At 62.1% G+C, this 24,238-nt stretch carries 15 protein-coding genes; all 15 read right to left on the bottom strand.

Annotation, left to right across the window (positions count from 1 at the left end; all coding sequences use genetic code 11):
• Window positions 1-3: 3 nt before the first annotated feature.
• Window positions 4-471 carry a CopG family transcriptional regulator gene (locus ACFPPB_RS07750; RefSeq protein WP_377326024.1) on the bottom strand — a complete coding sequence of 156 codons (468 nt, stop codon included), beginning with the start codon at window positions 469-471 and terminating at the stop codon, window positions 4-6.
• Complete coding sequence (locus ACFPPB_RS07745) at window positions 468-2,468, bottom strand: conjugal transfer protein TraG (protein ID WP_377326022.1); 2,001 nt, start codon at window positions 2,466-2,468, stop codon at window positions 468-470. Before ACFPPB_RS07745 ends, ACFPPB_RS07750 begins: the two co-directional genes overlap by 4 nt.
• 213 nt (window positions 2,469-2,681) lie before the next feature.
• Window positions 2,682-2,927: an EexN family lipoprotein gene (locus ACFPPB_RS07740; protein ID WP_377326020.1), complete on the bottom strand. Its 246-nt coding sequence runs from the start codon at window positions 2,925-2,927 to the stop codon at window positions 2,682-2,684.
• 138 nt (window positions 2,928-3,065) lie between these two features.
• Window positions 3,066-3,410: a copper-binding protein gene (locus ACFPPB_RS07735; RefSeq protein WP_377326018.1), complete on the bottom strand. Its 345-nt coding sequence runs from the start codon at window positions 3,408-3,410 to the stop codon at window positions 3,066-3,068.
• Window positions 3,407-6,586: an efflux RND transporter permease subunit gene (locus tag ACFPPB_RS07730; RefSeq protein ID WP_377326016.1), complete on the bottom strand. Its 3,180-nt coding sequence runs from the start codon at window positions 6,584-6,586 to the stop codon at window positions 3,407-3,409. The genes ACFPPB_RS07735 and ACFPPB_RS07730 overlap by 4 nt, the downstream gene beginning before the upstream one ends.
• Window positions 6,583-7,857, bottom strand: a complete 1,275-nt coding sequence (locus ACFPPB_RS07725; RefSeq protein WP_377326014.1) for an efflux RND transporter periplasmic adaptor subunit — start codon at window positions 7,855-7,857, stop codon at window positions 6,583-6,585. The genes ACFPPB_RS07730 and ACFPPB_RS07725 overlap by 4 nt, the downstream gene beginning before the upstream one ends.
• Window positions 7,854-9,077, bottom strand: a complete 1,224-nt coding sequence (locus ACFPPB_RS07720) for a TolC family protein (RefSeq protein ID WP_377326012.1) — start codon at window positions 9,075-9,077, stop codon at window positions 7,854-7,856. The genes ACFPPB_RS07725 and ACFPPB_RS07720 overlap by 4 nt, the downstream gene beginning before the upstream one ends.
• A gap of 144 nt (window positions 9,078-9,221) precedes the next feature.
• Window positions 9,222-9,683, bottom strand: a complete 462-nt coding sequence (locus tag ACFPPB_RS07715) for a hypothetical protein (RefSeq protein ID WP_377326010.1) — start codon at window positions 9,681-9,683, stop codon at window positions 9,222-9,224.
• A gap of 142 nt (window positions 9,684-9,825) precedes the next feature.
• Window positions 9,826-10,764, bottom strand: a complete 939-nt coding sequence (locus ACFPPB_RS07710; protein WP_377326008.1) for a LysR family transcriptional regulator — start codon at window positions 10,762-10,764, stop codon at window positions 9,826-9,828.
• A gap of 262 nt (window positions 10,765-11,026) precedes the next feature.
• Window positions 11,027-13,786, bottom strand: a complete 2,760-nt coding sequence (locus ACFPPB_RS07705; protein WP_377326006.1) for a M16 family metallopeptidase — start codon at window positions 13,784-13,786, stop codon at window positions 11,027-11,029.
• 35 nt (window positions 13,787-13,821) lie between these two features.
• Window positions 13,822-15,972, bottom strand: a complete 2,151-nt coding sequence (locus ACFPPB_RS07700) for a protein-disulfide reductase DsbD family protein (RefSeq protein ID WP_377326004.1) — start codon at window positions 15,970-15,972, stop codon at window positions 13,822-13,824.
• 247 nt (window positions 15,973-16,219) lie between these two features.
• Window positions 16,220-19,366 carry a TonB-dependent receptor domain-containing protein gene (locus ACFPPB_RS07695; RefSeq protein ID WP_377326002.1) on the bottom strand — a complete coding sequence of 1,049 codons (3,147 nt, stop codon included), beginning with the start codon at window positions 19,364-19,366 and terminating at the stop codon, window positions 16,220-16,222.
• A gap of 599 nt (window positions 19,367-19,965) precedes the next feature.
• Entirely contained in the window at window positions 19,966-21,231 is a 1,266-nt protein-coding gene (locus tag ACFPPB_RS07690; protein WP_377326000.1) for a redoxin domain-containing protein, read from the bottom strand.
• A 189-nt stretch (window positions 21,232-21,420) separates the two neighbouring features.
• Complete coding sequence (locus ACFPPB_RS07685) at window positions 21,421-22,659, bottom strand: TlpA disulfide reductase family protein (RefSeq protein WP_377325999.1); 1,239 nt, start codon at window positions 22,657-22,659, stop codon at window positions 21,421-21,423.
• 405 nt (window positions 22,660-23,064) lie between these two features.
• A complete protein-coding gene (locus tag ACFPPB_RS07680) occupies window positions 23,065-24,234 on the bottom strand; it encodes a FecR family protein (protein ID WP_377325997.1) in 1,170 nt (389 codons plus the stop codon).
• Window positions 24,235-24,238 lie beyond the last annotated feature (4 nt).

The raw sequence follows: 24,238 nt of genomic DNA, 5'->3' as shown, positions 1-24,238 counted from the left end.
CGCTCATGGCGCCTCTCCCGGCGCCGGTGCCTGCACATCAGCGCCGACGGCACGCCGTACCGTGTCGGGCTGGATCTCCTCCACCAGCTCGCGCACGAGGCTGTGCCCGCGCAGCAGGTGGCGGCCCAACTGCTCGACGAACTGCGCGAAGCGCGCCTTGCCCTGGGCGCGCGCCGCATCCTGATGTACCTCCGGCACTGGGGCACTTACGGTCAGGAAGTAGCGGATGAACAGCGCCAGCGTTTCGATCTGGATGGACTGGTCGCGCTCCAGGCGCTCGAACTGGCGTGTGAGCCGGTCCAGTCGCTTAGCGATCGCGGCCTCGCGCTGATCGCCGGCATCGTGCGACAACCAGGAGGCCAGCGCCGCCGCAACGATGGACGACTTCGAGACGCCTTTCTTGATGGCCAGCTCATCGAGCCGTCGGACGTGCTCCGGCGGGATGAACAGGTTGAGGCGGTACTGGCTCACAGTGCGATTCCGTCGTCAGGGTCGAGGGCGGCCAGTCGTGCATTACGTTGCAGGCGCGGATCGAGCGGCGCAGGCATGGGCAACGGCACCTCGTCGTCATCGAGCACCGCCAGGTCGTCGGCCACCTTTTCGGGTGCCGGGGCATAGGTCATCTCGTCGGCCAGTTCAGGCTGGCGACGCCAGCCACCGTCGTCGGCCGCGCTTTCTTCGGGCAACACACTGGCCGAAGCAGTCGCACCCAGCGTCTTGGGGATCGGCAGCGCGCTCCAATCGTCGGGCCTCCGTCCCGGCGTATCGACGTAGGGGCCACGCACCAATACCGGCGGTGCGAGCACACGGCGCTTAAAGTTGGCATCGGCGTAGTAGCGCAGCTTTTTCGCGCGGATTGGTGCGCGGCCCGAAACCATCACCACGGCATCGTCGGGTGGGAGCTGCATCACCTCGCCGGGTGTAAGCAGCGGGCGGGCCGTTTCCTGGCGCGACACCATCAGGTGCCCGAGCCACGGCGCCAACCGATGACCGGCATAGTTGCGTTGCGCGCGCAGTTCGGTCGCGGTGCCTAGCGTTTCGGAGATGCGCTTGGCGGTGCGCTCGTCGTTGGTGGCGAACGTCACGCGCACATGGCAGTTGTCCAGGATCGAGTGGTTTTGGCCGTAGGCTTTGTCGATCTGGTTGAGCGACTGCGCGATAAGGAAGCTGCGGATACCGTAGCCGGCCATGAAGGCCAACGCGGACTCGAAGAAGTCGAGCCGGCCGAGCGCCGGGAACTCGTCGAGCATCAGCAACAAACGGTGCTTGCGTGCGATACCGTCGGAGCCATCGAGTGATTCGGTCAGCCGTCGGCCGATCTGGTTGAGGATCAGCCGGATCAGCGGCTTGGTGCGGCTGATGTCGGATGGCGGCACGACCAGGTACAGCGACACCGGATGTTCGGCAGAAATCAGGTCGGCGATGCGCCAGTCGCAACACGCGGTGACTTCGGCCACCGTGGGATCGCGGTAGAGACCCAGAAACGACATGGCGGTGGACAGCACGCCCGAACGCTCGTTGTCGCTCTTGTTCAACACTTCGCGCGCGGCGGATGCGACGACCGGATGCGGCGCCTCACCCAAGTGCTTCGTCGTCATCATCCGGTGCAGCGTCAGCTCAAACGGGCACGCCGGATCGGACAGGAAGTTGGCGACACCTCGCAGCGTCTTGTCCGCACTCGCATACAGCACGTGAAGAATGGCGCCGACCAGCAACGCGTGCGACGTCTTCTCCCAGTGGTTGCGGCGCTCCAGCGCGCCTTCGGGATCGACCAAAATGTCGGCGATGTTCTGCACGTCACGCACTTCATGCACGCCGCGCCGTACTTCCAGCAGTGGGTTATACGCAGCCGAGCGCGCATCGGTGGGATTGAACAACAGGCAGTGCGAGAAGCGCGCACGCCAACCTGCAGTGATCTGCCAGTTCTCGCCCTTGATGTCGTGGATGACAGCCGAAGCCGGCCATGTCAGCAAGGTCGGAATCACCAGGCCCACCCCCTTGCCCGAGCGCGTGGGCGCGAACGTCAGGACGTGTTCGGGGCCTTCGTGTCGCAGATACCGGCCGTCATGCAGGCCAAGGAAAATGCCAGCAGGATGGTTTAGCCCAGCTTTGCGGATATCGCGAGCATCCGCCCATCGCGCAGACCCGTAGGTGGTGACGAGACGCGACTGCCGCGCGCGCCAGACTGACATGCCGATGGCAATCGCTGCAGCCGCAACACCGCTCGATGCAGCGATGGTGCCGCCCTTGAGGAACAGGCGTGGCGCATAGGCGTCGTACCAGTACCACCACTGGAACAGTTGCCAGGGGCGATAGACGGGAATGCCCAGGCAGTCGAACCATGGCGAACCGAGGCGTAGTTGGTAACCCAGGTGCGCGGCCGTCCATTGGGTGGCAACCCAAATTCCCGCGACCACGATGCCGAACACCACCAACACCTGGCCGAACAGCACACTAGTCCCGTTCATGCCGATCTCCGACGTTCTCTCGCTTCATGCGGCGCAAACGTACCGCATAGCCAGGAGCATCGGTGCCACGCTTAGTGCTGGTCAAAGACCGTTATAGCGATGGTGAAGATCGAAAACGCAAGATTTCCAGCGGAAGCAATGCGCAGCGAATTACAGAGTTTCCCCGCGCACGATGGCGTAGCCAGCAACAAGGTCGCCCGACCGACATACGAGTCAGAATTTCGGCGGCTTTTTGGGCGGGGTGTACTGCGGGCCGCTGCCCATGAACAAACGGCGCCTTGCTTCGGATGCAGCATTGCATTCGGCAGCCCCCATCTTCGCGTAATCATCCGCACACTGTTTCTCAACCTTGCGCAACCGGTCGGAATGCGCAACCAGAGAGTCCACCGTATCAGTGGGTGCGGCCTTGCTGCATGCAGCGAGCATACAGATCATTACAACGAGAACGGATTTGTTCATGGCCTAACCTCTTGCAACGAAATGCCGTCAGCGGGCGAAAGCTCACGCTTCGTCGTCAGAGCAGGATCGAGATCAGATTTGATCCGCTTCACCGAAACCGAGCGGCATACCATGGCCACCCTACTCTCTCGCCATGCCTCAGGGCTGAACCGGCGCAATCGCCGTCACCGTGCTGCCCATGCCGGCCAGATGCAGGGTGAATCGCACTTGCTCACCCACTTTCACGTTCTGCAGAAGATCTGATGGGTCGGCCTTGAAGGTCATGGTCATCGCCGGCCACCCAATAGCGGTGATGGCCTGGTGCTGCAACGTGATGGTTCCCTTGGTGGTATCGATGGCCTTGACGATCCCCACGCCTTGCACCTGTGTGGGTTTCGTCGCTTGCATACCGGGCATGTTCGAGTCCATCTGTTGACCGAAGGAGGCTGTGGAGGCCAAGACCAGCGCACCGGCGCATACAAGGGTGAAAACGTGCTTCTTCATGGTTGGATCTCCCGGGGTAGGTGGGACGTTGAGATTGATTGCGCTGCCTTGCGCAGCCGGTACCGCATCAGCAAGCGGAACGCCGCCGGCAGCACCAGCATGGACAACAGAGGTGCGGTGAGCATGCCGCCGATCATCGGCGCGGCAATGCGCTGCATGACTTCGGAGCCCGCACCGTGGCCGAGCAGAATCGGCAGCAGGCTGGCCAGGATGACGGCTACGGTCATCGTTTTCGGCCGCACGCGCTGCGCGGCGCCCTGGCGGATCGCCTCGTCCAGCGCGTCGAAACCGGCCTGCGGATCGCGTGCAAGTTGCCGATCCCACGCTTGCCGCAGGTACAGCAGCATCACCACGCCGAACTCGGCGGCAACGCCGGCCAGGGCGATGAAACCGATCACCGTCGCCACCGACACCGCCTGGCCGAGCAGCCAGACCAGCCACAGGCCGCCAACCAGCGCCAGCGGCACGCTGGCCATGATCAGCCCCGCCTCGCTGGCGCGCCGGAACACGGCGTAGATCAGCGCGAAGATGATCAGCAGTGCTACCGGCACCACCAGTCTGAGCCGCTGCGCGGCGCTGGCCAGGTACTGGAACTGGCCCGACCAGTCCAGCGTGACGCCCGCCGGCAACGCGACCTGCTTGGCCACGGCATGTTGCAGCCGAGCCACCACGCCGCCGAGGTTGCCGCTGTCGGTATCGACGTAGACGTAGGTCGCCAGCTGGCCGTCCTCGCTCTTCAGCATCGACGGCCCCGCTTCGACACGGATGTCGGCGATCTGGCCCAGTGTGAGTTGGGCACCGCTGGCGGCCACGATCGGCAGTTGCCGCAGCGCCTGCACCGAATCGCGATCCACGCGCGGGTAACGCACCACGATGGGAAAGCGTTCGCGCCCTTCGATGCTTTGCCCGATGGGATCGCCGCCGACCACGGTGGCGATCAACTGCTGCACCTGTGCCTGCGTCAGTCCGTAGCGCGCTGCCTCGTCACGGCGGATATGCACGTCGACGTAGCGGCCGCTGGTCGGGCGTTCGGCCACTGCCGAACGCACACCGGGCACGGTCCGCGCCACTGCTTCGATATGGTCGGCCACCACTTGCAACGCGGCCAGATCGCTACCCAGCACCTTGATGCCGATCGGGCTCTTGATGCCGGTGGAGAGCATGTCGATGCGGTTGCGGATCGGCGGCACGAACAGGTTCGTCAGCCCTGGTACGTGTACCGCCTTGTCCAGTTCTGCCTTGATCTTGTCCATCGTCATGCCTGGACGCCACTGATCCTTCGGCTTGAACGTGATGGTGGTTTCGAACATCTCCAGCGGCGCGGGATCGGTAGCGGTATCGGCACGGCCCGCCTTGCCGAACACGTGCGCGACTTCCGGCACGGTCTTGAGCATGCGATCGGTGAGCTGCAGCAGTTGCGCCACCTTGCCCGCCGACAAGCCCGGCAATGCCGTCGGCATGTACAGCAGCGTGCCCTCGTCCATCGCGGGCATGAACTCGCTGCCGAGCCGGCTGAGCGGCAACAGCGCGGTGAGCAGCAGCAAACCGGCCAGCGCCAGCGTGGTCTTCGGCCAGCGCAGCACGCTGTCGAGGACCGGTGCATACAGCGCGGTGAGGCCCCGGTTAATCGGGTTGTCGCGCTCGGCACGGATGCGCCCGCGCACCAGGTAACCCATCAGCACCGGCACCAGGGTCACCGCCAGTCCTGCGGCGGCCGCCATCACATAGGTCTTGGTGAAAGCCAGCGGCTTGAACAGCTTGCCTTCCTGGCCTTGCAGCGCGAACACCGGTACAAACGACAACGCGATCACCAGCAGGCTCACGAACAACGCCGGCCCCACCTCCACGGTAGCCTCGGCAATCAGCGCCCAGCGCGCCGCGCCCTGCGGTTCCGCGCTGGCGTGCGCATCGCGCCAGTGCTCCAGGTGCCGGTGGGTGTTCTCGATCATCACGATCGCCGCATCCACCATCGCGCCGATCGCGATGGCGATGCCGCCCAGCGACATCAGGTTGGCGGTGACGCCTTGCAGGTTCATCACGATGAAGGCGGCGAGCACGCCCAGCGGCAGCGTGACCACCGCGACCAGTGCCGAGCGCAGGTGGCCGAGGAACATCGCGCAGACCAGTGCGACGATCAGGAACTCCTCCAGCAGCTTGCCCCACAGGTTCTCCACCGCGGCGTCGATCAACCGCGAACGGTCATAGGTGGGCACGATCTCGACGCCCGCCGGCAGGCTGCGCCGGATCTGCGCCAGCCGCGCCTTCACCGCCGCGATGGTGGCCCTGGCGTTCGCGCCCGAGCGCATCACGATGATGCCGCCGACCACTTCGCCCTGGCCGTCCAGCTCGGCGATGCCGCGCCGGAAGACCGGGCCGCGACGCACGCTGGCCACATCGCGCAGCCGCACTGGCACGCCGTTCGCGTTGGCGACGATGGGCACGTTCTCGAAGTCGGTGCGAGTCTTCAGATAGCCTTCGCTGCGCACCATCAGCTCGGCCTCGCCCTGCTCGATCACCGAGCCGCCGTTGGCACCGTTGGCGGCGCGCACGGCATCGACCAGTTGCGCCACGGTGAGGCCACGCGCGGCCAACGCCTGCGGATCGGGCACGATCTGCCAGGCGCGATCCATGCCGCCCAGCGTGGCCACCTCGGCCACGCCCGGCACGGTCTTCAACTGGAAACGCAAGGTCCAGTTCTGCAGCGCGGTGAGCTGGCCGAGGTCGTGCCGGCCGCTGCGGTCGACCAGGGCATATTCGTAGATCCAGCCCAAGCCGGTGGCATCCGGGCCGAGCGTGGGATCGACGCCCGCCGGAAGTTGACTGCGCGCCTGGCTCAGGTACTCCAGCACGCGCGAGCGCGCCCAGTAGAGGTCGGTGCTGTCGCTGAACAGCACGTCCACGTAGGAATCGCCGAAGAACGAATAGGCGCGCACCGTGGTCGCGCCGGGCACCGACAGCATGGTGGTGGCCAGCGGATAGGTCACCTGATCCTCCACCACCTGCGGCGACTGGCCGGGGTAGCTGGTGCGGATGATCACCTGGGTGTCGGAGAGATCCGGTAGCGCGTCGATGGACGTATGCCACGCCGAGAACGCACCGACTGCTGCCAACGCCAGCGCGGCCAGCAGCACGAAGAGGCGATACCGGATCGAAACGCGGATCAGCGCGGCGATCATCGTTCGTCTCCCATCGGCATGCCCGGCATGGCGGTGCTGGCCGCCGGCGCGGGCACGGACTCGCTTGTTTGCATCCGTTGCAATGCGCCGGACAGGTTCGCTTCGGAGTCGATCAGGAACTGGCCGGACACCACCACCCGCTCGCCACCGGAAAGTCCTGCGAGAACTTCGGTATAACCGCCCGCCGAACGACCCAGGCGCACCGCCACCGGCCGGAAGCGGCCATCACCCTCGGCCACGAGCACCCGCGGCGCGGCGCTGCCGGTGGCGATCACGGCGCCGTCCGGCACCACCGGCTCGGGCGAACCCGACGCCGGCTGCAGCTCCACGCTGACGAACATGCCGGGACTCAGCGCGTGCTCCGGATTGGCCAGCACGATGCGTGCGCGCTGGGTACGGGTCGTGGCGTCGATGTCCGGCAGCAGGGTTTCCACCTGGCCGTGGAACACCCGGCCGGGCAAGGCCGTCGCACGCACGCTCACCGGCGTGCCGGCGCGCACGGTTCCTACCGCGGCCTGCGGCAGCGCCGCCTCCACCCATACCGTGGACAGGCCGTCGAGCGTCATCAGGGTCTGCCCGGCGCCGACCTGCTGGCCTTCGCGCACACCCAGCGTCGTGACCACGCCGTCCTGCGGCGCGTGCAGGGTGATGCGACCGTCCCGCTCCGAGGCGATGTCCTGCGACGTCAGGCCAAGCACCTGCAGCCGCTGCCGTGCGGCTGAGCGCAACGCCTGCGCGTCGGCGGACTGCGCGTGCTGCAATGCGCGGTACTCGGCGATCGCGCTGCTCCACTGCGGCGCCAGCAGTTCGGCCAGCGGTTGCCCGGCCTTGACGACCGTGTAAGGCGCACGCACATCGAGCCGCTCCACCACCGCGTCGACGCGCGCGCTCACGGCGACGGCATCGCGCAGGTTCCAGCTCACGGTGCCGGGCACCTGGAGCCGGGCCGGCAATACCCGGCGCACCACGGCCACGGTGCGCACGCCCAGGTTCTGCACGGTGGCCGGGTCGATGCGCACCACGGCTTTGTCGCCGCCCGCTTCGTCGGCGTACTTGGGCACCATTTGCATGCCCATCGGCGACAGGCCGGGATGGTCGAAGTGCTGGTCGGGCACCATCGTGTCGTACCAGTACAGCACCTTGCGTTGCGTGCTCGAGGACGCGCTGGCCGGCGTCGACGCGGCGCCGACATGGCGACCGCCGACATACCCCAGCGCCAGCAGCACAGCGGCACACGCCAGCGCACCGATCACGATACCGATCCGTTTCATGGCAGGTTCTCCGACGACGAGGCGGACTCGGGCAACAGGTAGGCGAGCGCCGCCCAGGCGCGGGCGCGAGCCGCCAGCGCATCGGCATAGTCCAAACGCAGCGCGATCTCAGCGCGACGGGCGTCCAGCCACGACTGCAACGTGCCGCCACCACGGTAGGCGGCCAGCGCCACCCGGCTGCGGTCGCTGGCCAGCGGCAACAGCGCTTCGCGATCGCGTGCAATCTGCCGGCCCCAACCCTGCCAAGCGGCGATGTCGCGCGCGACGATTTCGCGTTGCGCGCGACGGGCATCCTCGCGCGCCGACTCGACCGCATCGCGCCGGGCCTGCTTCGCGCTGATGTCGCGGTCCTGCCGGTTGCGCGTGAACAACGGCAGGCTCACGCCAACCTGCACCATCACCATGTCCGACAGATACGGCGCGCGGTGACCGTAGGTGACGTCCACGCTCCAGTCCGGATGCTTCGCGGCGCGCGCCTGCGCCAGCGCGGCATCGGCCACTTGTTCGCGCGCCTGCCACGCCTGCATCGGTGCCTGCCGGTCGGTGTGCAGCTCCAGTTGGGCGGGCGCCACCGGCAATTGGCCGAAATCCGGGGCGTCCGCCAACACGGCCGGCGCATCACCCAACCAGCGCTGCAAGGACGCGTGCGCCGCCTGCAGGCCGGCGTCGGCCGCATCGATCCGGTTGGCCAACGCCAGCGTCTCCGCTTGCGCAGCCAGCACGTCCGCGGCGCTGCCGGTGCCACCGCGCAGCCGCGCCTTGGCGACCTGCACCGCGAGCGTGCTTTCATCACGCAAGGTTTCCAGCAAGCTGCGCTGCTGCGTGGCTGCCCACACGCCGATCCAGGCATCGGCGATGCGCTCGCGCAGGCCCTGCACGGTGGCGGTGCGGTCGGCCTCGGCGACATCGACCTGCGCAGCGGCCAGCGAACGCTCGGCCGTACGCGCGGCACGCGAGGGAATCGCCTGCATCACGCCGACTGTGCGCATGGTCATCGCGTCCGAGCGCAGGCTGAAGCCGCCCGGAGCGGTGACCGGGAAGTTGGAGACGCCGAAGGTCAGCGACGGGTCGGGCAGGCGCCCTGCCCGCACGGCTTCATCGCGCCGCGCATCGAGGTCGGCGCTACGTGCGGCGAGCAGCGGCGCACGGGTCACGCCCTGCCGAACAGCGGCATCGAGCGTCACTGCTGGAGTATCGGCAGCTTGGGCTGTGATCGCCATCGATCCGCCCAGAATGATGAGCAGAACCCACGCGCACCGATGGGCCGAACATGAAGATGGAAACGACATAGTGATTTACTCCCGTGATCGAACAGGCGTCGCGCCACGCGGGCACGACGGCACCTCGGCGATGGCCGGGAAGTGCTAGATCAGCAGGGAGCAGAACAACAGGGAGGCCGGTGGTGGTGGCGCACGCAGCCGGTAGTAACGTTCGGGGACGAAAGATATCGGTGTCTGCGAAACGATGAGCGGCAAGACGGGCGGCAAGGCCACGAGCAGGCTGGGCGGTACCGTCATGGGCCGGGCGTCGCTGGGCGCAGACGCCTGCGAGGCACAATGCTGGGTGCACAAGATACGGTCGGCCGTGGCGTGCCGCATCTCCGGGCGGGTACCGCGCATGGCGGCATCCCCTGTGCCCGCACCCATCGCCATGACCGGCCCTATCATCGTTGGCGGCATGGCACAGGCGTAGGCAGCGAGCGCTGTCTGCAGGCCCAGCATGAACAGCACGCCGACCAGCAGCAGCCCGCGCGTCAGACGAGCGCGACGAAGGTCGCGCAGGCACCAACGACGCGGGGCAACCCGTGGAAGCCGAAAGCAAGTCATGCCGATGCGGCTCCTCCGTTACGAGTGCGAATGATCACCGGCAGCATACGCCGGCGACGCCTTGGTGGGGGCCAGAATGGCGTGCTGCCGGACATGTCCATGCCCTTCATGGCCACCTCATTATCAACCCATCAATCATTTTTCATCGTGCGTCAACTTCCGATGGGCAGACCGGCCCTCCACCGTTGCACAGTAACGCACCTTCCGCCGAAAGCAGTCGTTCAATGAAGCGTTTCACAACGTCGGGCGGCTCATGGTTGTCTCGTAACAGGAAGGTTTTCAACAAAGGAGAGCGCCCCGCCAATGGACGCGCGATGACGTCAGCTCGCTGGATCGATGCGATTTGCGAGGCAATGGCGAAGCCAACCCCGTAGCCCGCTCCAACCAGCGTCAGCAGGATTTCCAGGCTTGTCGCGTGTTCAATGACCGTCGGTTCGGCTTCCACGGTGCGAAGGATAGCGACGATTTGCGAGTAACAACCCGAACCAGCTTCAGGGTGACAAAGAATTAGCGGATATTTAAGTGCTTCACCGAGCGGAATGCGTTTATGCACCAGCAGAGGGTGACGTGCCGGCACCACCACTGCCATCGGATCGGCCCAAACTGGCGTAGCGACTATACCGTCGCCAACATCGCCGGCCAACGCCAGTCCGACATCCAGCAGGTCGCTTCGCAGGCCCCTAATTTGCTGGGCGAAGGGCATCTCGAATACTCGGATCTCCACCTCCGGCTCCTCTTCGCGGCATTGCGCCAACACGGCGGCAAGTCGCAGCGGCGCGATACCATCCGACAACGCGAGGCGCAATCGTCCCTGACTTCCGGTAGCTGCCGCTATTACGCTTGCCTTGGCCTGCTCCACGCCTGCCAAGATCCGCCGCGCCTCGTCAAGAAATACCTGCCCAGCCCAAGTCAGGCGCGTATTGCGCGTGGTGCGCTCGAACAACTGCACGCCCAAGTCGCATTCGAGTGCCTTGATCGCGCGCGACAACGGTGACTGCTCAACATGCAACCGTTCTGCGGCACGTGCAAAGTGAAGCTCTTCTGCCACTACAATAAAAAAACGCAAATGACGAAAATTCATGCTTCGCCATCCATAGCGACATCACGAACCGTGCGCCATTTTCCATTCAAAATGGAAAGAACGAAGTCAAGTAAATACTTGTTCAAGTAGTTTTCCCGCCTGGTTCGCAATCTCAGCCGAGTCATGTCACACAATGGTGATATCCACGATGCGTCGCCGCGTCCACATGAAGCGACGACGCAGTGCGGACATCCACGGCACCCGCGACATTGATTCTCAGTGATGTGTTCGGGACTACGGCCCCCGTACGAACGAAGTTGGATCATCGCTCAGTTTTTTTGAGGCCATCGCGTGCAGCATTGGCCTCAGCGTTCCGAGTGACAGCCCGCTTCAACGGCGGAGGCCCTTGAACAACCTGAACCAAGTGCTGTGGCTTCAGATATTTCTTGAACGCCGCCTGCACCTGCGGGGCGGTAAGCGCAATGTAGTGCTTCGCGGCCACCATTGGTTCGTCCAATGGCAGGCCTTGATAACTCCAGTGCAACAGCGAAACGGCGATGCGGCCAACACTGGACACCTCCGACGCAATGGAGCGAATCTCGCCCTGCTTGGCGTTGGTCAACTCGTCCGCCTCTACCGGGGTGTCCTGCATGGCAGCCAGATTCTTGCTGATCAGGGCATCCACACTCGCTACCTTGTCCGGATCACTGCCATAACCCACTTTAAAGAACGATCGCGTGCGCTCGATCTGCAAAGCCGAGCCGACGCCGTAGGCGTAGCCGTGCTTGACGCGCACATCCACCATCAAGCGTGAGGCGAAGGCGTTGCCGCCGAGCACGTCGTTGCCAAGCGTGAGCGCATAACGATCCGGATTCTGCAGGTTGAGGTCGAGTACCTGGCCGAACGACACCCGGTCCTGCGCGGCGTAGGGATCGTTGACGAGGGTGTAACCGGACGGGTTGAGTGGCACCGGTCGGGGTAACACATCCGGTTTCGGGCCACTGGCCTTCCAGCTCCCAAAATACTTCTCGACGACAGCCTTAGCCTGCGCGGGGGTGACATCACCCACCACCACTATCGTGGTGAGGTCCGGGCGGTAGGTCGTCGCAAAATAAGCTTTCACATCCTCCAGGCTCAAATTGTTGACCGTGGTTGGAGTGGCCTCACGTAGTTCCGGGTCGTCGGCAGGTAGCAGGCCGCGCATGATCGCGCGATGTACCTTGTAGTCCGGAGACTGCATCTCGCCGGCAAGCGTGCGGGCCAGCGCGTCGCGCTGCACGTCGAAGCCCGCTTGCGGCAGCGCCGGATGCAATTCGTTGTCGGCCAGCAGTTGCATGGCACGTTCGAAGTGCTCGCTGGGCGCAAGAATTAAGGGATCGGTGCCGCCACTTTCCTCGGCTGAGATGGCGTCCAGAGCCTGGTGGAACGCAGCACGATCCAGATCGGCGGTGCCGTAGTCGAATAGCGAGGACAACAATTTACCGACACCCTCCTTTCCCTTGGGTTCCTGCAGGCCATCATCGTGATCAATGTAACCCATCACGGTGACCGTCTTGCTGATGGTTTCCGGCTGTACGACCAGGTGAAGCCCATTGTCCAGCGTCATCGATACCGGGGCCAGCGTCCAGTGTGGCATCGTCAGCTTGCTCAGCGGCTGGGCCGCCCATGCCGGCAGTGGCACATCGAGGTTATCGTTGCCGGCAAAGGATTCGGTACCACCGAAACCCGCGCTGTCCGGCGGACGTTTGCCGTCCTGGCTGGGCGTGAGCACCATGGTGACGCGTTCGTCCGGTTTCAGGTAGGTGCGTGCGACACGATTAACATCGTCCACCGTCACTTTGCGGATCAGGTCTTCGGCTTGCTCGGGTGAGTCCAGCCCTTGCCAGGCCAGTGCCAGCGACCATGCGTTTGCCAACTGCGTCGAACTGTTCTTGTTGAACTCCGCTTTGTTCAGTTCGGAGCGCTTCGCGGCGTCGACCAGATCTGCCGGAATGCCATTCTTCAGCAACCGTGCGATTACGTCTTCAACCTGAGCCTTTGTCTTGGCCACATCGCCCCCCTTGGGGAAGTCGGCTTCGATCACGCCGATGCCGCCACGGGTAAACGACTCCGGTAGTGCGGAGGCACTGAGGACCTTCCCTTGCACGGCCAGTTCGGACAGCGAGCTGCGCGCGTTGGATAACACGTCGAACAGCACCTGCATTGCTGCATAGTCCTTGGTCTGCTGCCCCGGCATGCGAAACATGAACGACACCGACCCGGTTCCCTGCGGCGTGGTGCTAACGATGGTCTGCGGCTTCAGCGGCTGCAACACCACCGGCGCACGCTTCGGCGTGGCGCGCGCGGGGATGGCGCCGAACAACTGCTTGACCTTGGCCAGCGTGGCCTGCGGGTCGATGTCGCCGGCGATCACGAAGATCGCGTTGTTCGGCCCGTACCACTCGTTATGGAACTTTCGTAGGATGCTGGGCGTGGTCTTGTCGAACGAGGGCCGTGTGCCCAACGCATCGGCCGCGTAGCCGGTGCCGGCGTACAGCGCAGCCTGGGCCTTTTCGTATGCCAGTTGGCCCGGATCGGAAATGTCACGCGAGACCTCCTGCTCGATCGCGCCCCTCTCCAGTGCCCAGTCCTGGGCATTCAACAATAGGCCGCTCATCCGGGTGGCTTCGATGTGCAACAAGATGTCCAGATACTGCGATGGTGCCTCGAAGTAATACTGCGTCACGTCATTGGTGGTGAAAGCATTGTTCGCGCCCCCCATCTTGCCGGTCATCTCGTTCAACTGTGCACCGGTCATACCGGCGCTGTCGCGAAACATCATGTGTTCGAGCGCGTGCGCGGTGCCGGGGAAGCCCTTCGGCGTCTCGTAGCCGCCGACCAGATAGTTAATTTGCGTGGTCACCACCGGCGCCAGCGCGTCATGCACGATCACCACGCGCAGGCCATTCTTCAGCGTGGCGCGCAGCACGTGCTGCTGGCCAGCGTCGGTGGTCGGCGCGGCTTGGGCGAGGGTTACACCCGCCAGCAACCCCATGCCAAGGAGGATGCTGCAGGTCAGAGGCTTGAGTTTGTTCAACTTCATCGTCGATGCTTCCTTGGTATGAAATGGAGCCGGCGTCAGGGACGCACACCGGCGGGCTTGCGAAAGGCGTTCAAAACGATCTTGGGTGTCAGCAACGAGGGCATGACCAATGGCGCGCTTGAATCGCCCCCAGGGGGATAGACAAGGTTGAATGGCACAGCACTGCGTCCCCACTTGGCGAGCGCAGCGGTGATCCGCGGATCGCTGTTGGTCCAGTCAGCCTCCAGCATCGCGATGTGCTGCTCGCGGAAATACGCCTGCACCGCAGGGGAACCGAACACCACCTTCTTATTGACTTGGCAGGTGGCGCACCAGCGCGCGGTGAAGTCGACATAGATGCCGCGCCCCTGCTGACGCAATTGCGTCACGCGCTCGGGGCTCCAGGTTTCCCACTTCAGCTGGGCTGCGGGTGCCCGCCGTGGCCAGCCCAGGCCAAGCGCCAGCACGAACAACAGCAAACCACCGATCAGTGCGAAGCGCCGACACCCCACACCGGTGCCCGGTCTGCTAAAGCGCCCGTAGACCCAAAGTGCAAACGCCACTACGGCCAGCGCAAACAACGCATTCAGTAGGCCATATTCACTGGCCTGCCCGGCCAGTACCCAAACCAGATAACCCACCGTGGCAAACAGCGGAAACGCCATCGCCTGCTTGAAGGTTTCCATCCATGCACCTGGCCGCGGCAGCCATTGGATCAAGCCCGGAAACACTGACAGCAGCAGGTAGGGCAGCGAGAGACCAAGCGCGATGAAGGTGAACACCAAAAACGATTGTGCGACCGGTAGTGCAAGTGCCGCGCCAAGAGCCGGCGCCAGGAACGGCGCACTGCAAGGTGTAGCCACTACGGTAGCCAGGACACCAGCGAAGAACGAACCGGCTATACCTCGGCGCGCCTGCAGCCTGGAGCCGATGGAAGTAGCTCGTACGCCGATCTCGAACACGCCGCTGAGGTTCAGCGCGAACATCAGCATCACCACTGCCAAACCGAACACGAACGGCGCAGATTGCAACTGGAAACCCCATCCAAGTTGCTGGCCACCTGCACGCAACAACGCAAGCGCACCCGCCAACGCCCAGAACGACAGCATGACACCCGCGGTGAAGCCCCAGGCATGTGCAGCGACCGTGCGCCGGTCCTTACCGGCCTGATCGATGAAGCCCATCACCTTGATACCGAGCACAGGAAACACGCACGGCATCAGGTTCAGTATCAGACCGCCGAGCAGTGCGAACAGCAGCGCGCCGACCGACAGGCCGCCGGCTGTACCCGTATTGTTGATGTTGCCGGCCCGCGTTGAATCGGTGACAGTGGGACCGACCGCACTGACTTGCACCGCGGTGGCGGCCGCGGCCGCGGTATCGGAGACAAACGGCAGGTTCACGTCCACCCCGTTGTAACCGCCCTGCACATCGGTATACGCCAGCACACCGCGCAGCCGCGCACCGGCCGGCATGGGTTCGTCGGCATCCAGCGCCATCTTCAGCAGCGCGCGATCACCACGGCTTGCGACCGTTTGTGGCTGCTTGTACGCGATGAACTGGTCTTCCGGGAAGAAATGCAGGTTACTGACTTCGCCGGGGGCGACCACGTGCAAGGTGACAGCATGGCTATCCTCGCTGGCGGCGAGCTTCCAATCGGTGGCCGCTCGCGGCATCGGCATTTTCGCGATGGCCGCACGCACCGCCTCATCCAGCACAGGTGGGTCAGCCGACACCGGCAAGGTTAGCGATACGTCCTGCTCGCCCGGAACGCACACCGTGTCGCACATCAGCCAGTGCGCAGTGGCCTTCAGCACCACCTGGCTGCCGGGTCTTGCGTCGACCGGCGGCGTCATCGTCATCGGCAAATAGAGCAGGCCGACGTACCCATGGCCGGAGATATTGCCCTGCGCGTCCAACACAAGGACTGGTGTGGGCCACTGAATCGAACCGACGACCCAACCAGAGGGAAGATCCCATTGCAACTCAGTGGGCAGGCCCGTTCCGGGATTTTTCCAGAATGTGTGCCAATGCGGCCGGTGCTGCACGCGAAGTGCCACGGTGATCGGCTTGCCCGGTTGCACCGAGCGCTGTATCGACACCAACGACACGTCAACCGGTGATTGAGCCTCCGCGGTAGCTGGTAACACCGTAGCCAGCCATATAACCAACGCAATCCAAAAAACGTGCAATGGCTTACGCGCCATAGCTGTCCTCCAGTTTGTTCATCCGTCCCTGTTGTACCGGTCTCTTGAGATACCACTCGTGTCTGTCGAAGCCGACGACGTTGTTACTGGACGCCAGGCAATTACCCGGCAGGCTCCGAACGGGAACCGTGGAACGAAACTTGCTCATTAGGGCTTACCTCACGCGGATTCGATGTTGCGGCGACGGTGTGGGCCCACACCTGCGACCGCGCACTAGGTCATGGATCGCGCAGCCTTACAGCGCGTATCAAAACTCTTTCTTCAGGTCCAAGTAGATGACACGCCCCCTTACGTCCACCCGGTTGGAAATGAATCCGACGTTGTTGTCGACGAACGGAAAAGCGCGATCAAACGCATCCTGCACCCCCAATCGGATGGTGCTTCCGCTCAACCAGCTATGAGGGTTGGCCCAGCGGACGCCAACCTGGAAGTCAACGGTGGTGTAGGACGGGGAGCGCCGACGTGGATCAGGATTGGGGATGTAGTTATTGAAGCTGCTGGGGTAGCTAGACAACGGTTGCAGCACCCGATGTGCCGAGGAGTAGTGCGCGCCAGCTGACGCGAAGTAGTCGGTGCCGTTGTAGTTACCCTCGTCCCAAGTGAGGGACATATCCGCCACCCATTTGCTGGGTCCGAACTCACTGTCGGAGATGACCGTGGCCGGTATACCTGGGAGAGGCTGGACTACCAAGCCTAGTGTACGTACGGCATCCAACTGCACGTTCCAGACGCCCAGGCGATTGGTGAAGTAATCGCTGACGTTGGTGTCGATGCTGCGCGATTTGCGCCCGATGAAATTCACCTCGCGTCCGTCAAACAACAGCACGCCATTCTTGCCCTTGACGAAGACGCCAGGAGGTAGTTCGTCGATGTCGGCAAAAAGCTGCGCGTAGGTCAAGTCGGCGAGTGGTGCGCCAATATAATTCTTGAAGTCCGTCTCGTTGTACGTGCTCGACACGGTTAACCCCCCCGTAGCAAAAGCCGGCGAGTAGTCAAATCCGATGGTCTTGACGGTGGCGATCTGCGGCTTGAGGTTGGGATTGGGGCCATCCAGCTCCACCAGTTGGGTGTAACCCGCTGGCAGTTGAGCACCGTCGTAGTTCACCAAGAAGGTGGCATCAGAGCTGGTTATCGGTCCGAACAACTGTTGCACCGATGGTGTCAGGAACGACTTCCCCCACGTGGTGCGCAGGCGCAGCGATTCAACGGGCTTCCACACCAGGCCAAACTGATCGCTGGTATTGCTGTAGCGAGTCACCACACCTTGCGGGTTCACAGTCTGGCCAAACTGGGCTGTACTCGGTACGGTGCCCGTCAGCGATTGCAGATCGAAACCACCGAGCGCGACCAGGTCCGGCGCATAGTTCTGCAGTGAACCGTTTCCATGCTCATTGAATGACCCGTGTCGTGCCGCCAGCGTGAGCGTCAGCTCCTTTGCCAACGGCAAGTCCTTCAGCAACGGCACACCCAGTTCGACGAACTCTGCAGTGTCATCGCGATGGCTGTCCGAGACGGAGAAACCATCGATGGTGCTTTGGTAGTGATAGCGCTGGGAGTTGTACTGCGCACCAATCGCTGCTTCGACCTTGCCCGCGGGCAGAGCGAACAGCGCACCACGGGTCAGCAAATCCACCGAATCCTCCGACGATCTGAATCCGAAGGCGTAGCGTTCCACCAGCGTTTCTAGCAGTGCACGATTGGATGCCACTACCGCAGGGTCACTACCATCACCAAAGACATTCAAACCATCCAGTACCCCCATGGTCCGGCCATACCCATCGGGACCACCCGATCCATCTAGATCGCCGAGCGCGTCGGTTCGTCCATTCTCCATGCTGCCGTTGTAGTTCAGATCGAAAGTCCAGTTCTTCAGTACTGGTAGCTTGCCGGATAGTCCCAGGTTGTAGTCTCGATTGGTCTGCTTCTGATCTTGGGAAAGTGTCATGCCGGCAAATTCGCGGTCGTAGGAGTAGCCCACCAACACGTCTTGGCCAAAGTGGTTATACGGATTGCTGGCAGGGATGTAGGTCGCCTCAGCGCCACCGCCTTCGAGAAAATTGAAATCACCTGCACTTGGATGCCAGTGCTCGACGTCCCTCTGCTGGGTGTAGCCCACGCCGTAGGAAAGCTTGAGTTCGTCACCGAACGTCTGCTCGCCGCTCACGCGGAAGGCAGGGGATTTGACCTGCGGTCCAATCCGGGCGATGGGATAATCCGAGGGCGCAGTGGCGATGCTGTAGGGAAGCAACTGGGATGGCTGCAGCGCGCTGCCACTTTGTCCACCAGGGATGATGCCCAGGGGCGCGCCTTCCAGATGACCTCCAGGGTAACCCCCGTCGATTGATTCGAAGACCACACCCGGTTGCCCCAGATTTGACGTGCGCACATTGGCCCCACCGATATCGGTAAAATCGCCTATGCCGCTTGGTCCTACATGGATGTAACGGCGAATATTGGGCGGATCGGCCGACCGGTACTGCGCGGAGACGGTCAGCGCACCATTCTTCCAGCCGAAGGTGTGCGCCAGATCCACTTCGTTGACATCGGCACCGCTGGCGGAATTCTCATGGCGGGTATGAATCACGGTTCCTTCGTAGGATTTCTTCAGCACGATGTTGATCACACCGCCCACCGCGTCGGCGCCATAAATGGCGCTGGCGCCGGCGCCCAAGACCTCGATGCGTTCGATCTGGGACAGTGGGATCGAAGAGATGTCAGTAAACTCGCCCTGCGCTTGCGCCGAGCCGGTACGGCGATGACCATCCACCAGTACGAGGGTCGAGCGACTACCCAGGCCGAGCAGGTTGACCGCGCTGGCGCCAAGTGTGGACTGCAAATGCGCGCCAAGCCGCTCGCCATATACCTCTTCGCCCAGCGCAACACTGGTCGAACTCGTATTGCTGAAGTTCATCGGCAAATGGCGTAGCACATCCTCGATCGAGGAGTAGCCACGGTTCTTGATCGTTTCGGCATCAATGATCTGCACGGGCGCCGCCGAGGCGATGTCTCTCAGATTGGTGCCGATGACCGTGACCGTATCCAGCATCTTGGCCGACTTGGCGTCGGCCGCTTTGCTCGCTTCGCCCGGCGCCACATGGCTTTCTACCGAGATAGGTAGCGGCGGAACAACAGCTGCGGCATTGGTCGGCGGAGCGGGCGCGACTGTACGTGGACGCACAACCACTGTGTGGCTGTTGATAAATCCATAAACCAAGCCCGAGGGCGCAAGCATGCGCTTCAGTATTTGATCCACCCGCAAGGTACCCACAAAACCCGGCGATGGCAGGTTGCGAATACGTCCGACGCTGGAGTACACCACCTGCAGACCAGTCTGCATGGCAAAAGCGTCGAGTGCGGATTCGAGCGGCTGCGCAGCAATTTTCACCGTCACCACACGCGCCTCCACCTCCACTGTGGTCCGCGCATTCACTCGCTGTGGCGGCTGTGCCGTCGCGCTACCACAAAAGGCCAAGGCGGCAAGGATCGCCTGTGCGAGAACCATCGGCCGGACTATTCGAATCGATCCCATGCTTTTCCCCTCATGATTTCGTTTGGCTGTTAAACCGAACGCCGCAACGAGCGCCCCCTTTTTATCTGTGGGTTACCGAGACCAAAAGAGTACTGGCCACTGAAATTATTTTTCCCGCTGATAAATTTCGTCGCGAAGCAATCCACCCGAGGGCAGTCCCTTCGCCCGTGACCATGCACGGCGGTGGCCGCTCAGCTGAGTTCCGTCTATGCTGGGAAAGCGCTGCATGCGCAATGCGCATTGCCGCATCACACGTCCATATGGATCAGGATGCAGTCGCTATCGAGGGTGACTGTCAACGCAGGGAGGCAATCCACGAGTGGCGGAGCCCGGCGGATGTTGTTCGCGTCAAATGCGCCGCTGTGGCGTTGCAGCCGCGCCGACAACCATCGACCACGATCTTTCATGCGTTGCAGCCATCGAACTCCACCGCAATGTCGAAGCGTGTGTGTCGTCGTAAATGATCAGGTGCCCTTGCGAACTATCACGATCTTCTTCATCTGCGCGCGCACAGCGTGATCGATGTCCCAATCGTAGAGATCGTGGCCGACAATGACGCCGCCACCGGCGATCAGGATATTGCCCGGTAAGCCGCGAATGCCGTAGGTACTTGCCGACATGCCAGCGACACCCTGGTCATCACGCAGATTGACCCATGAGACGCCGATTTTCGTCTTCTCATCCTTAAGAGCTTTTAACCATTGTGCACGATCCTCGTCAAGGGACACCGCGTAGATCTCGAAGCCTCGACCGTGGAATTGTCTATAAAGCTTGGCAAGACGCGGGAATTCGGCGCGACAAGGCCCACACCAGGACGCCCAGAAGTTGACCAACACCAGTTTGTTGTGCGCCAGGACATCGGACAATTGGCGCAGGTTGCCTTCCGCATCCCGGGCCACGATGTCCTTGTAAGGTTTGCCGATCGCGAGCGCCCGCCGCGCCAGCGCCAATTTCTGAGACAACGCCAGCTCTCTGCGCATGCGTGCGATCTGCGGGCGTGGACCAACCTTCTCTGCATAGGTGTCCAGCATAGCCATGCGTTGGGTCATGCTGTAGCTTGGATCGTCGTTGTCTGCAAGCGTGAACAGTTTCACCAAGACCGCGGCGTTACCCTCGAGAAGCTGGCGTTGATAGCCGTTCTTGATCTTTCGCACCGGAACCCATGCCTCATCGATAGCCTTGTTGGATGCCTTGACTGCCGCCTCGTTCGATTCGTCCAAACCGGTGTTCGCGAGTTTCTCGCGCTCTTCAGCGCGCCTCGCTGCCACGATGTATTTTGGCAGCCGGGTGTAGCCATACACCACGTCGTTATATCGGCCACCTACAGCAATGATGTGATCTCCGCTGCCTTTGATTGTGTATCTGGCAGGCTCGATGATCATGGGAATGTAGTTGTCAGGGCCAATCCAAAGAGAGCCCATCACGGGTTGATCGACACGCCCTTTCAGGCTGAATGTGCCATGCGCCGATATCGTGGTTGCCGCAGGTTCTCTTTTGCCGTTCTTCTCGGGCGACCCATCTGTCAGAAACAACTTCACCTCAATGCCGTCTTTCAGACCGCTGATCTGGCTGTCAATCCGGTATCGACTCTCGGTGGCGCCGACATGAGGTTTTGCCGGGGCCGTCGTGACGGCCCCGGCATCGCGGTTTGAAATGCTCAGGCCAACCATCAGCAGCAAGACCGTCATCTTACTAATAGACGTCAAGAACCCCGTCTTACTTTTAGTCATGAACTTTGATGACTGGTATTGAGGCTCGGTAGTGCACGACGCTTTCATGGCCGATCGGGCTGAGAGCGTTTTGGCTGCGCACCTGCTGACTGCATTCATTAAATACCAGCCCCCTCTGATGAAGATCAATTCGTATTTCCCATGATGCTTTCGGCACTGCAAGACCTCGATCCACTTGTCAAAAGGACCTCACAACCCCAGCCAATGTTTCACTTCCAATTCCAGCTTCTCGCCCCGGATGTCAGCCGCGACGACACGACCCTTCTTGTCCAGCAGGAACGTTTCGGGAATCGCGTGGATTCCGAATTGCTTGGCGAATTTGGTATTCAAGCCCTTTCCGTCGAAGTACTGTGGCCAGGACAGATGCCACTTCTTCACGAAGTTCACCAGCTTCTGCCGGTCCTGCTCACGATCCATAGCGATACCGACCACCACGAATCCCTTGTCCTGGTAGGCTGCGAGCACTCTCTTGACGTTCGGTAGTTCGGCAACACAAGGGCCACACCAAGTCGCCCAGAAATCGATGAGGACCACTTTTCCGCGCATCTTGGTAAGATCGACCGCGCGCCCATCAAGAGCCTTGAACTTGATCGAGCCGATACTGGCCGCGCGTACTTTAGCGGCATTGGCTGCAGCGTTTCGCTGGTCCTGCAGTTTTTCCGCCGCTTCTTTCATGGGCGCGGCGAGCGGCGTGGATTCCAGCTCTACTTCGAACTCGTTCGCCTTCTTCTCGTACGCGGCGCTTTGATCTTGCAGGGCTTGAAGGTACTGGGTCGCCACTCCTAGCGCCCGAGAATCCGGATACTTCGCGACCAGCCTTTCCACGATGGAGTGGAAAGGGGCAAGGTCGACCGGCTTCGATTCCGCCTCGGCCTTGCTACTGGCTTCATCCAGCATCCATTCGAAGGCGCCACCACGCTCGTCCTTCGTGGCATCCGGCGATTCCACTACCATCGCATTGAGCTTCATCTGCTCGTCGACGAACGCCGCTCGCGCCACTTTATCAACGATGAGGTTCGTCTCGGTGGGCTCTTTATCGAATGCGGGCTTGAAGCCTTTAATGAAATACGGAGGCTCAAAACCCGACGCCACGATGAGTTCGTAGGATTCGGGGCTGGGGCCATACTTCTGCAGATACCGTCGCGCGCCCTTCACAAAATCGAGCTGCTTCCGATCCATCAACACCCACCATTCGCGTTTTGTGGAATCGATACCCTTCAACGGAGCAACGGAGGCCGCCTCCAACGCCATACGTTCGGCTTTCGCCTGTGGAGTGTCCGTATGGCTCCCCTTGCTTGCGGAGTACGGTTCCGCAGGGGTTATCGGCGCTGCCTCGGTAAAATTGTTGATGGTGCTCAGTCCGACCATCAGCCATGCAGTCATCACCGTTCCGACGGCTGCCAAGATATTGTGCTTGTCTTTCTTCATGGACTTCGATACCTGGAATCGAGGCGTTGACGCCTGGGGTTGTGAGTCTGGCGGAACACAATGTTTTTCATTGACTATCGCGCCGGAGGTGTTTTCACTACGAAACTGCATTCAACCGGTGACGCTACTTCATGAAGTTCCTCAATATTTTTGATGAACAAAAGAACGACCCGCACGAAGACATCCGCACGGCTAAAGATGAATGCAATGCCTCATCGAGGCCAACGCCCGATTGCCCTGTCACTACATGTGTAATGTCGAAGCTAAAAAGGGTACTTCTACGAAATAATTAATTTTTCTGCACGTCGCCCGCTAAAGCGAAAAGGGGTATCGTGCGTGCAGCCGCTGCAATACGTCAGCGTCGACGCTGACGTAAGCCTCGAGGGGATTCATTATTCGGCCACGTTACTGCTTGCGTGCTGATGGACCGCTGGCGCGTGCCTGGATCAGGATGCGATCGCCGTCGTGGATGACTGCGAGGGTCGAACAGCAGTCGAGGAACTGCAAAAACGAGCTGGCATCGTTCGCGTCGAATACACCGCTGTAGCGTTGCAGCCGCGTCGCGTCGCCATCGACAAAGATTTGGCGAGTGTTGTAGCGGTTGAACTCTGTAGCGATGTCGGCGAGCGTATCGTCGTGGAAGGTCAAGCGCCGCGCGTTTTCCGGTGCCTGGCGATCTTCGTCAATAGTACCTTGCGTGAGCGCCTTGCCGTTGCGCGAGATATGGACCGTCTCACCGGCGGTCAGATCCACAGCATGACCCAGCGGCACGACCTTTACGCCGGGACGCCTGATGGCAGTGGCCTCGCCGGGCAGCCACGATGCCACCCATTCACCCACCCCGCTTTGCAATGCCGCAAGATGATTGGCTGTGATCTGTACGCTACCTTCGGTCACCGACACGAGAGTCCCTGAAGGTAGTCGATTCACTGTGAATAGCGTCCCGACATCCTGGATCAGGTTCGCACCCGCATACACACGGAACGGCCGCGCGGCATTATGAGTCACGTCGAACCGGGCCTCACCTTTACGCAGGATGACATCCCGTGCTCCGGGTGAGAATGTCACAGTGATGCGCGAGTCCGGTGCCAGTGCAACTATCGTTCCGTCGGCGAGACTGATCGAGCGCGGCTCACCTACCACCGTCGCGTAATCCACGCCGGAATTCACATACTGGCGTACGCCGATCCAGCTCACCGCGCTCAGCAGCACGACGGCTGCCACCCCGGCGGCACATATCCAGCGGGCAACATTTCGGGACTGTGCCGCGTTGCGATCAAGGCCTCGCGCACGTAACGTGCGCTCACGCAGTGATACTACGTTGTCACGCACCGTTGCCTCGGCGACGATAGCGTCGACATCAAATCTATCGAGTAGGCTGGGCTTGGACAGCTCGCGATCGAGCATGCTGGCTAGCAACAGCTCGCGTACATGCAACGGCGACGATGCGATCCAGGCAGCGAATGCCTCGTGCTCGACGGCACCAGCATGACCCTGCATGACATGCAACCAGTCCGCTGCCTCTCGCGAGGCACGTTCGGTTCGTTCCTGCTGTGAGGTGCGATAACTGCTCATGTCT

Source organism: Rhodanobacter terrae, assembly GCF_042657005.1.
Lineage (GTDB): Bacteria > Pseudomonadota > Gammaproteobacteria > Xanthomonadales > Rhodanobacteraceae > Rhodanobacter > Rhodanobacter terrae.
The sequence above is the reverse complement of the archived record's forward strand: the minus strand, read 5'-3'. Positions and strand labels throughout refer to the sequence as shown.

Excerpts from the sequence above, each read along its gene's own strand:
- ACFPPB_RS07705 (WP_377326006.1), bottom strand. The coding sequence starts at position 13,786 with ATGAAGTTGAACAAACTCAAGCCTCTGACCTGCAGCATCCTCCTTGGC.
- ACFPPB_RS07720 (WP_377326012.1), bottom strand. The coding sequence starts at position 9,077 with ATGGCGATCACAGCCCAAGCTGCCGATACTCCAGCAGTGACGCTCGAT.
- ACFPPB_RS07715 (WP_377326010.1), bottom strand. The coding sequence starts at position 9,683 with ATGACTTGCTTTCGGCTTCCACGGGTTGCCCCGCGTCGTTGGTGCCTG.
- ACFPPB_RS07725 (WP_377326014.1), bottom strand. The coding sequence starts at position 7,857 with ATGAAACGGATCGGTATCGTGATCGGTGCGCTGGCGTGTGCCGCTGTG.
- ACFPPB_RS07740 (WP_377326020.1), bottom strand. The coding sequence starts at position 2,927 with ATGAACAAATCCGTTCTCGTTGTAATGATCTGTATGCTCGCTGCATGC.
- ACFPPB_RS07700 (WP_377326004.1), bottom strand. The coding sequence starts at position 15,972 with ATGGCGCGTAAGCCATTGCACGTTTTTTGGATTGCGTTGGTTATATGG.
- ACFPPB_RS07680 (WP_377325997.1), bottom strand. The coding sequence starts at position 24,234 with ATGAGCAGTTATCGCACCTCACAGCAGGAACGAACCGAACGTGCCTCG.
- ACFPPB_RS07710 (WP_377326008.1), bottom strand. The coding sequence starts at position 10,764 with ATGAATTTTCGTCATTTGCGTTTTTTTATTGTAGTGGCAGAAGAGCTT.
- ACFPPB_RS07690 (WP_377326000.1), bottom strand. The coding sequence starts at position 21,231 with ATGACTAAAAGTAAGACGGGGTTCTTGACGTCTATTAGTAAGATGACG.
- ACFPPB_RS07735 (WP_377326018.1), bottom strand. The coding sequence starts at position 3,410 with ATGAAGAAGCACGTTTTCACCCTTGTATGCGCCGGTGCGCTGGTCTTG.
- ACFPPB_RS07685 (WP_377325999.1), bottom strand. The coding sequence starts at position 22,659 with ATGAAGAAAGACAAGCACAATATCTTGGCAGCCGTCGGAACGGTGATG.
- ACFPPB_RS07745 (WP_377326022.1), bottom strand. The coding sequence starts at position 2,468 with ATGAACGGGACTAGTGTGCTGTTCGGCCAGGTGTTGGTGGTGTTCGGC.
- ACFPPB_RS07730 (WP_377326016.1), bottom strand. The coding sequence starts at position 6,586 with ATGATCGCCGCGCTGATCCGCGTTTCGATCCGGTATCGCCTCTTCGTG.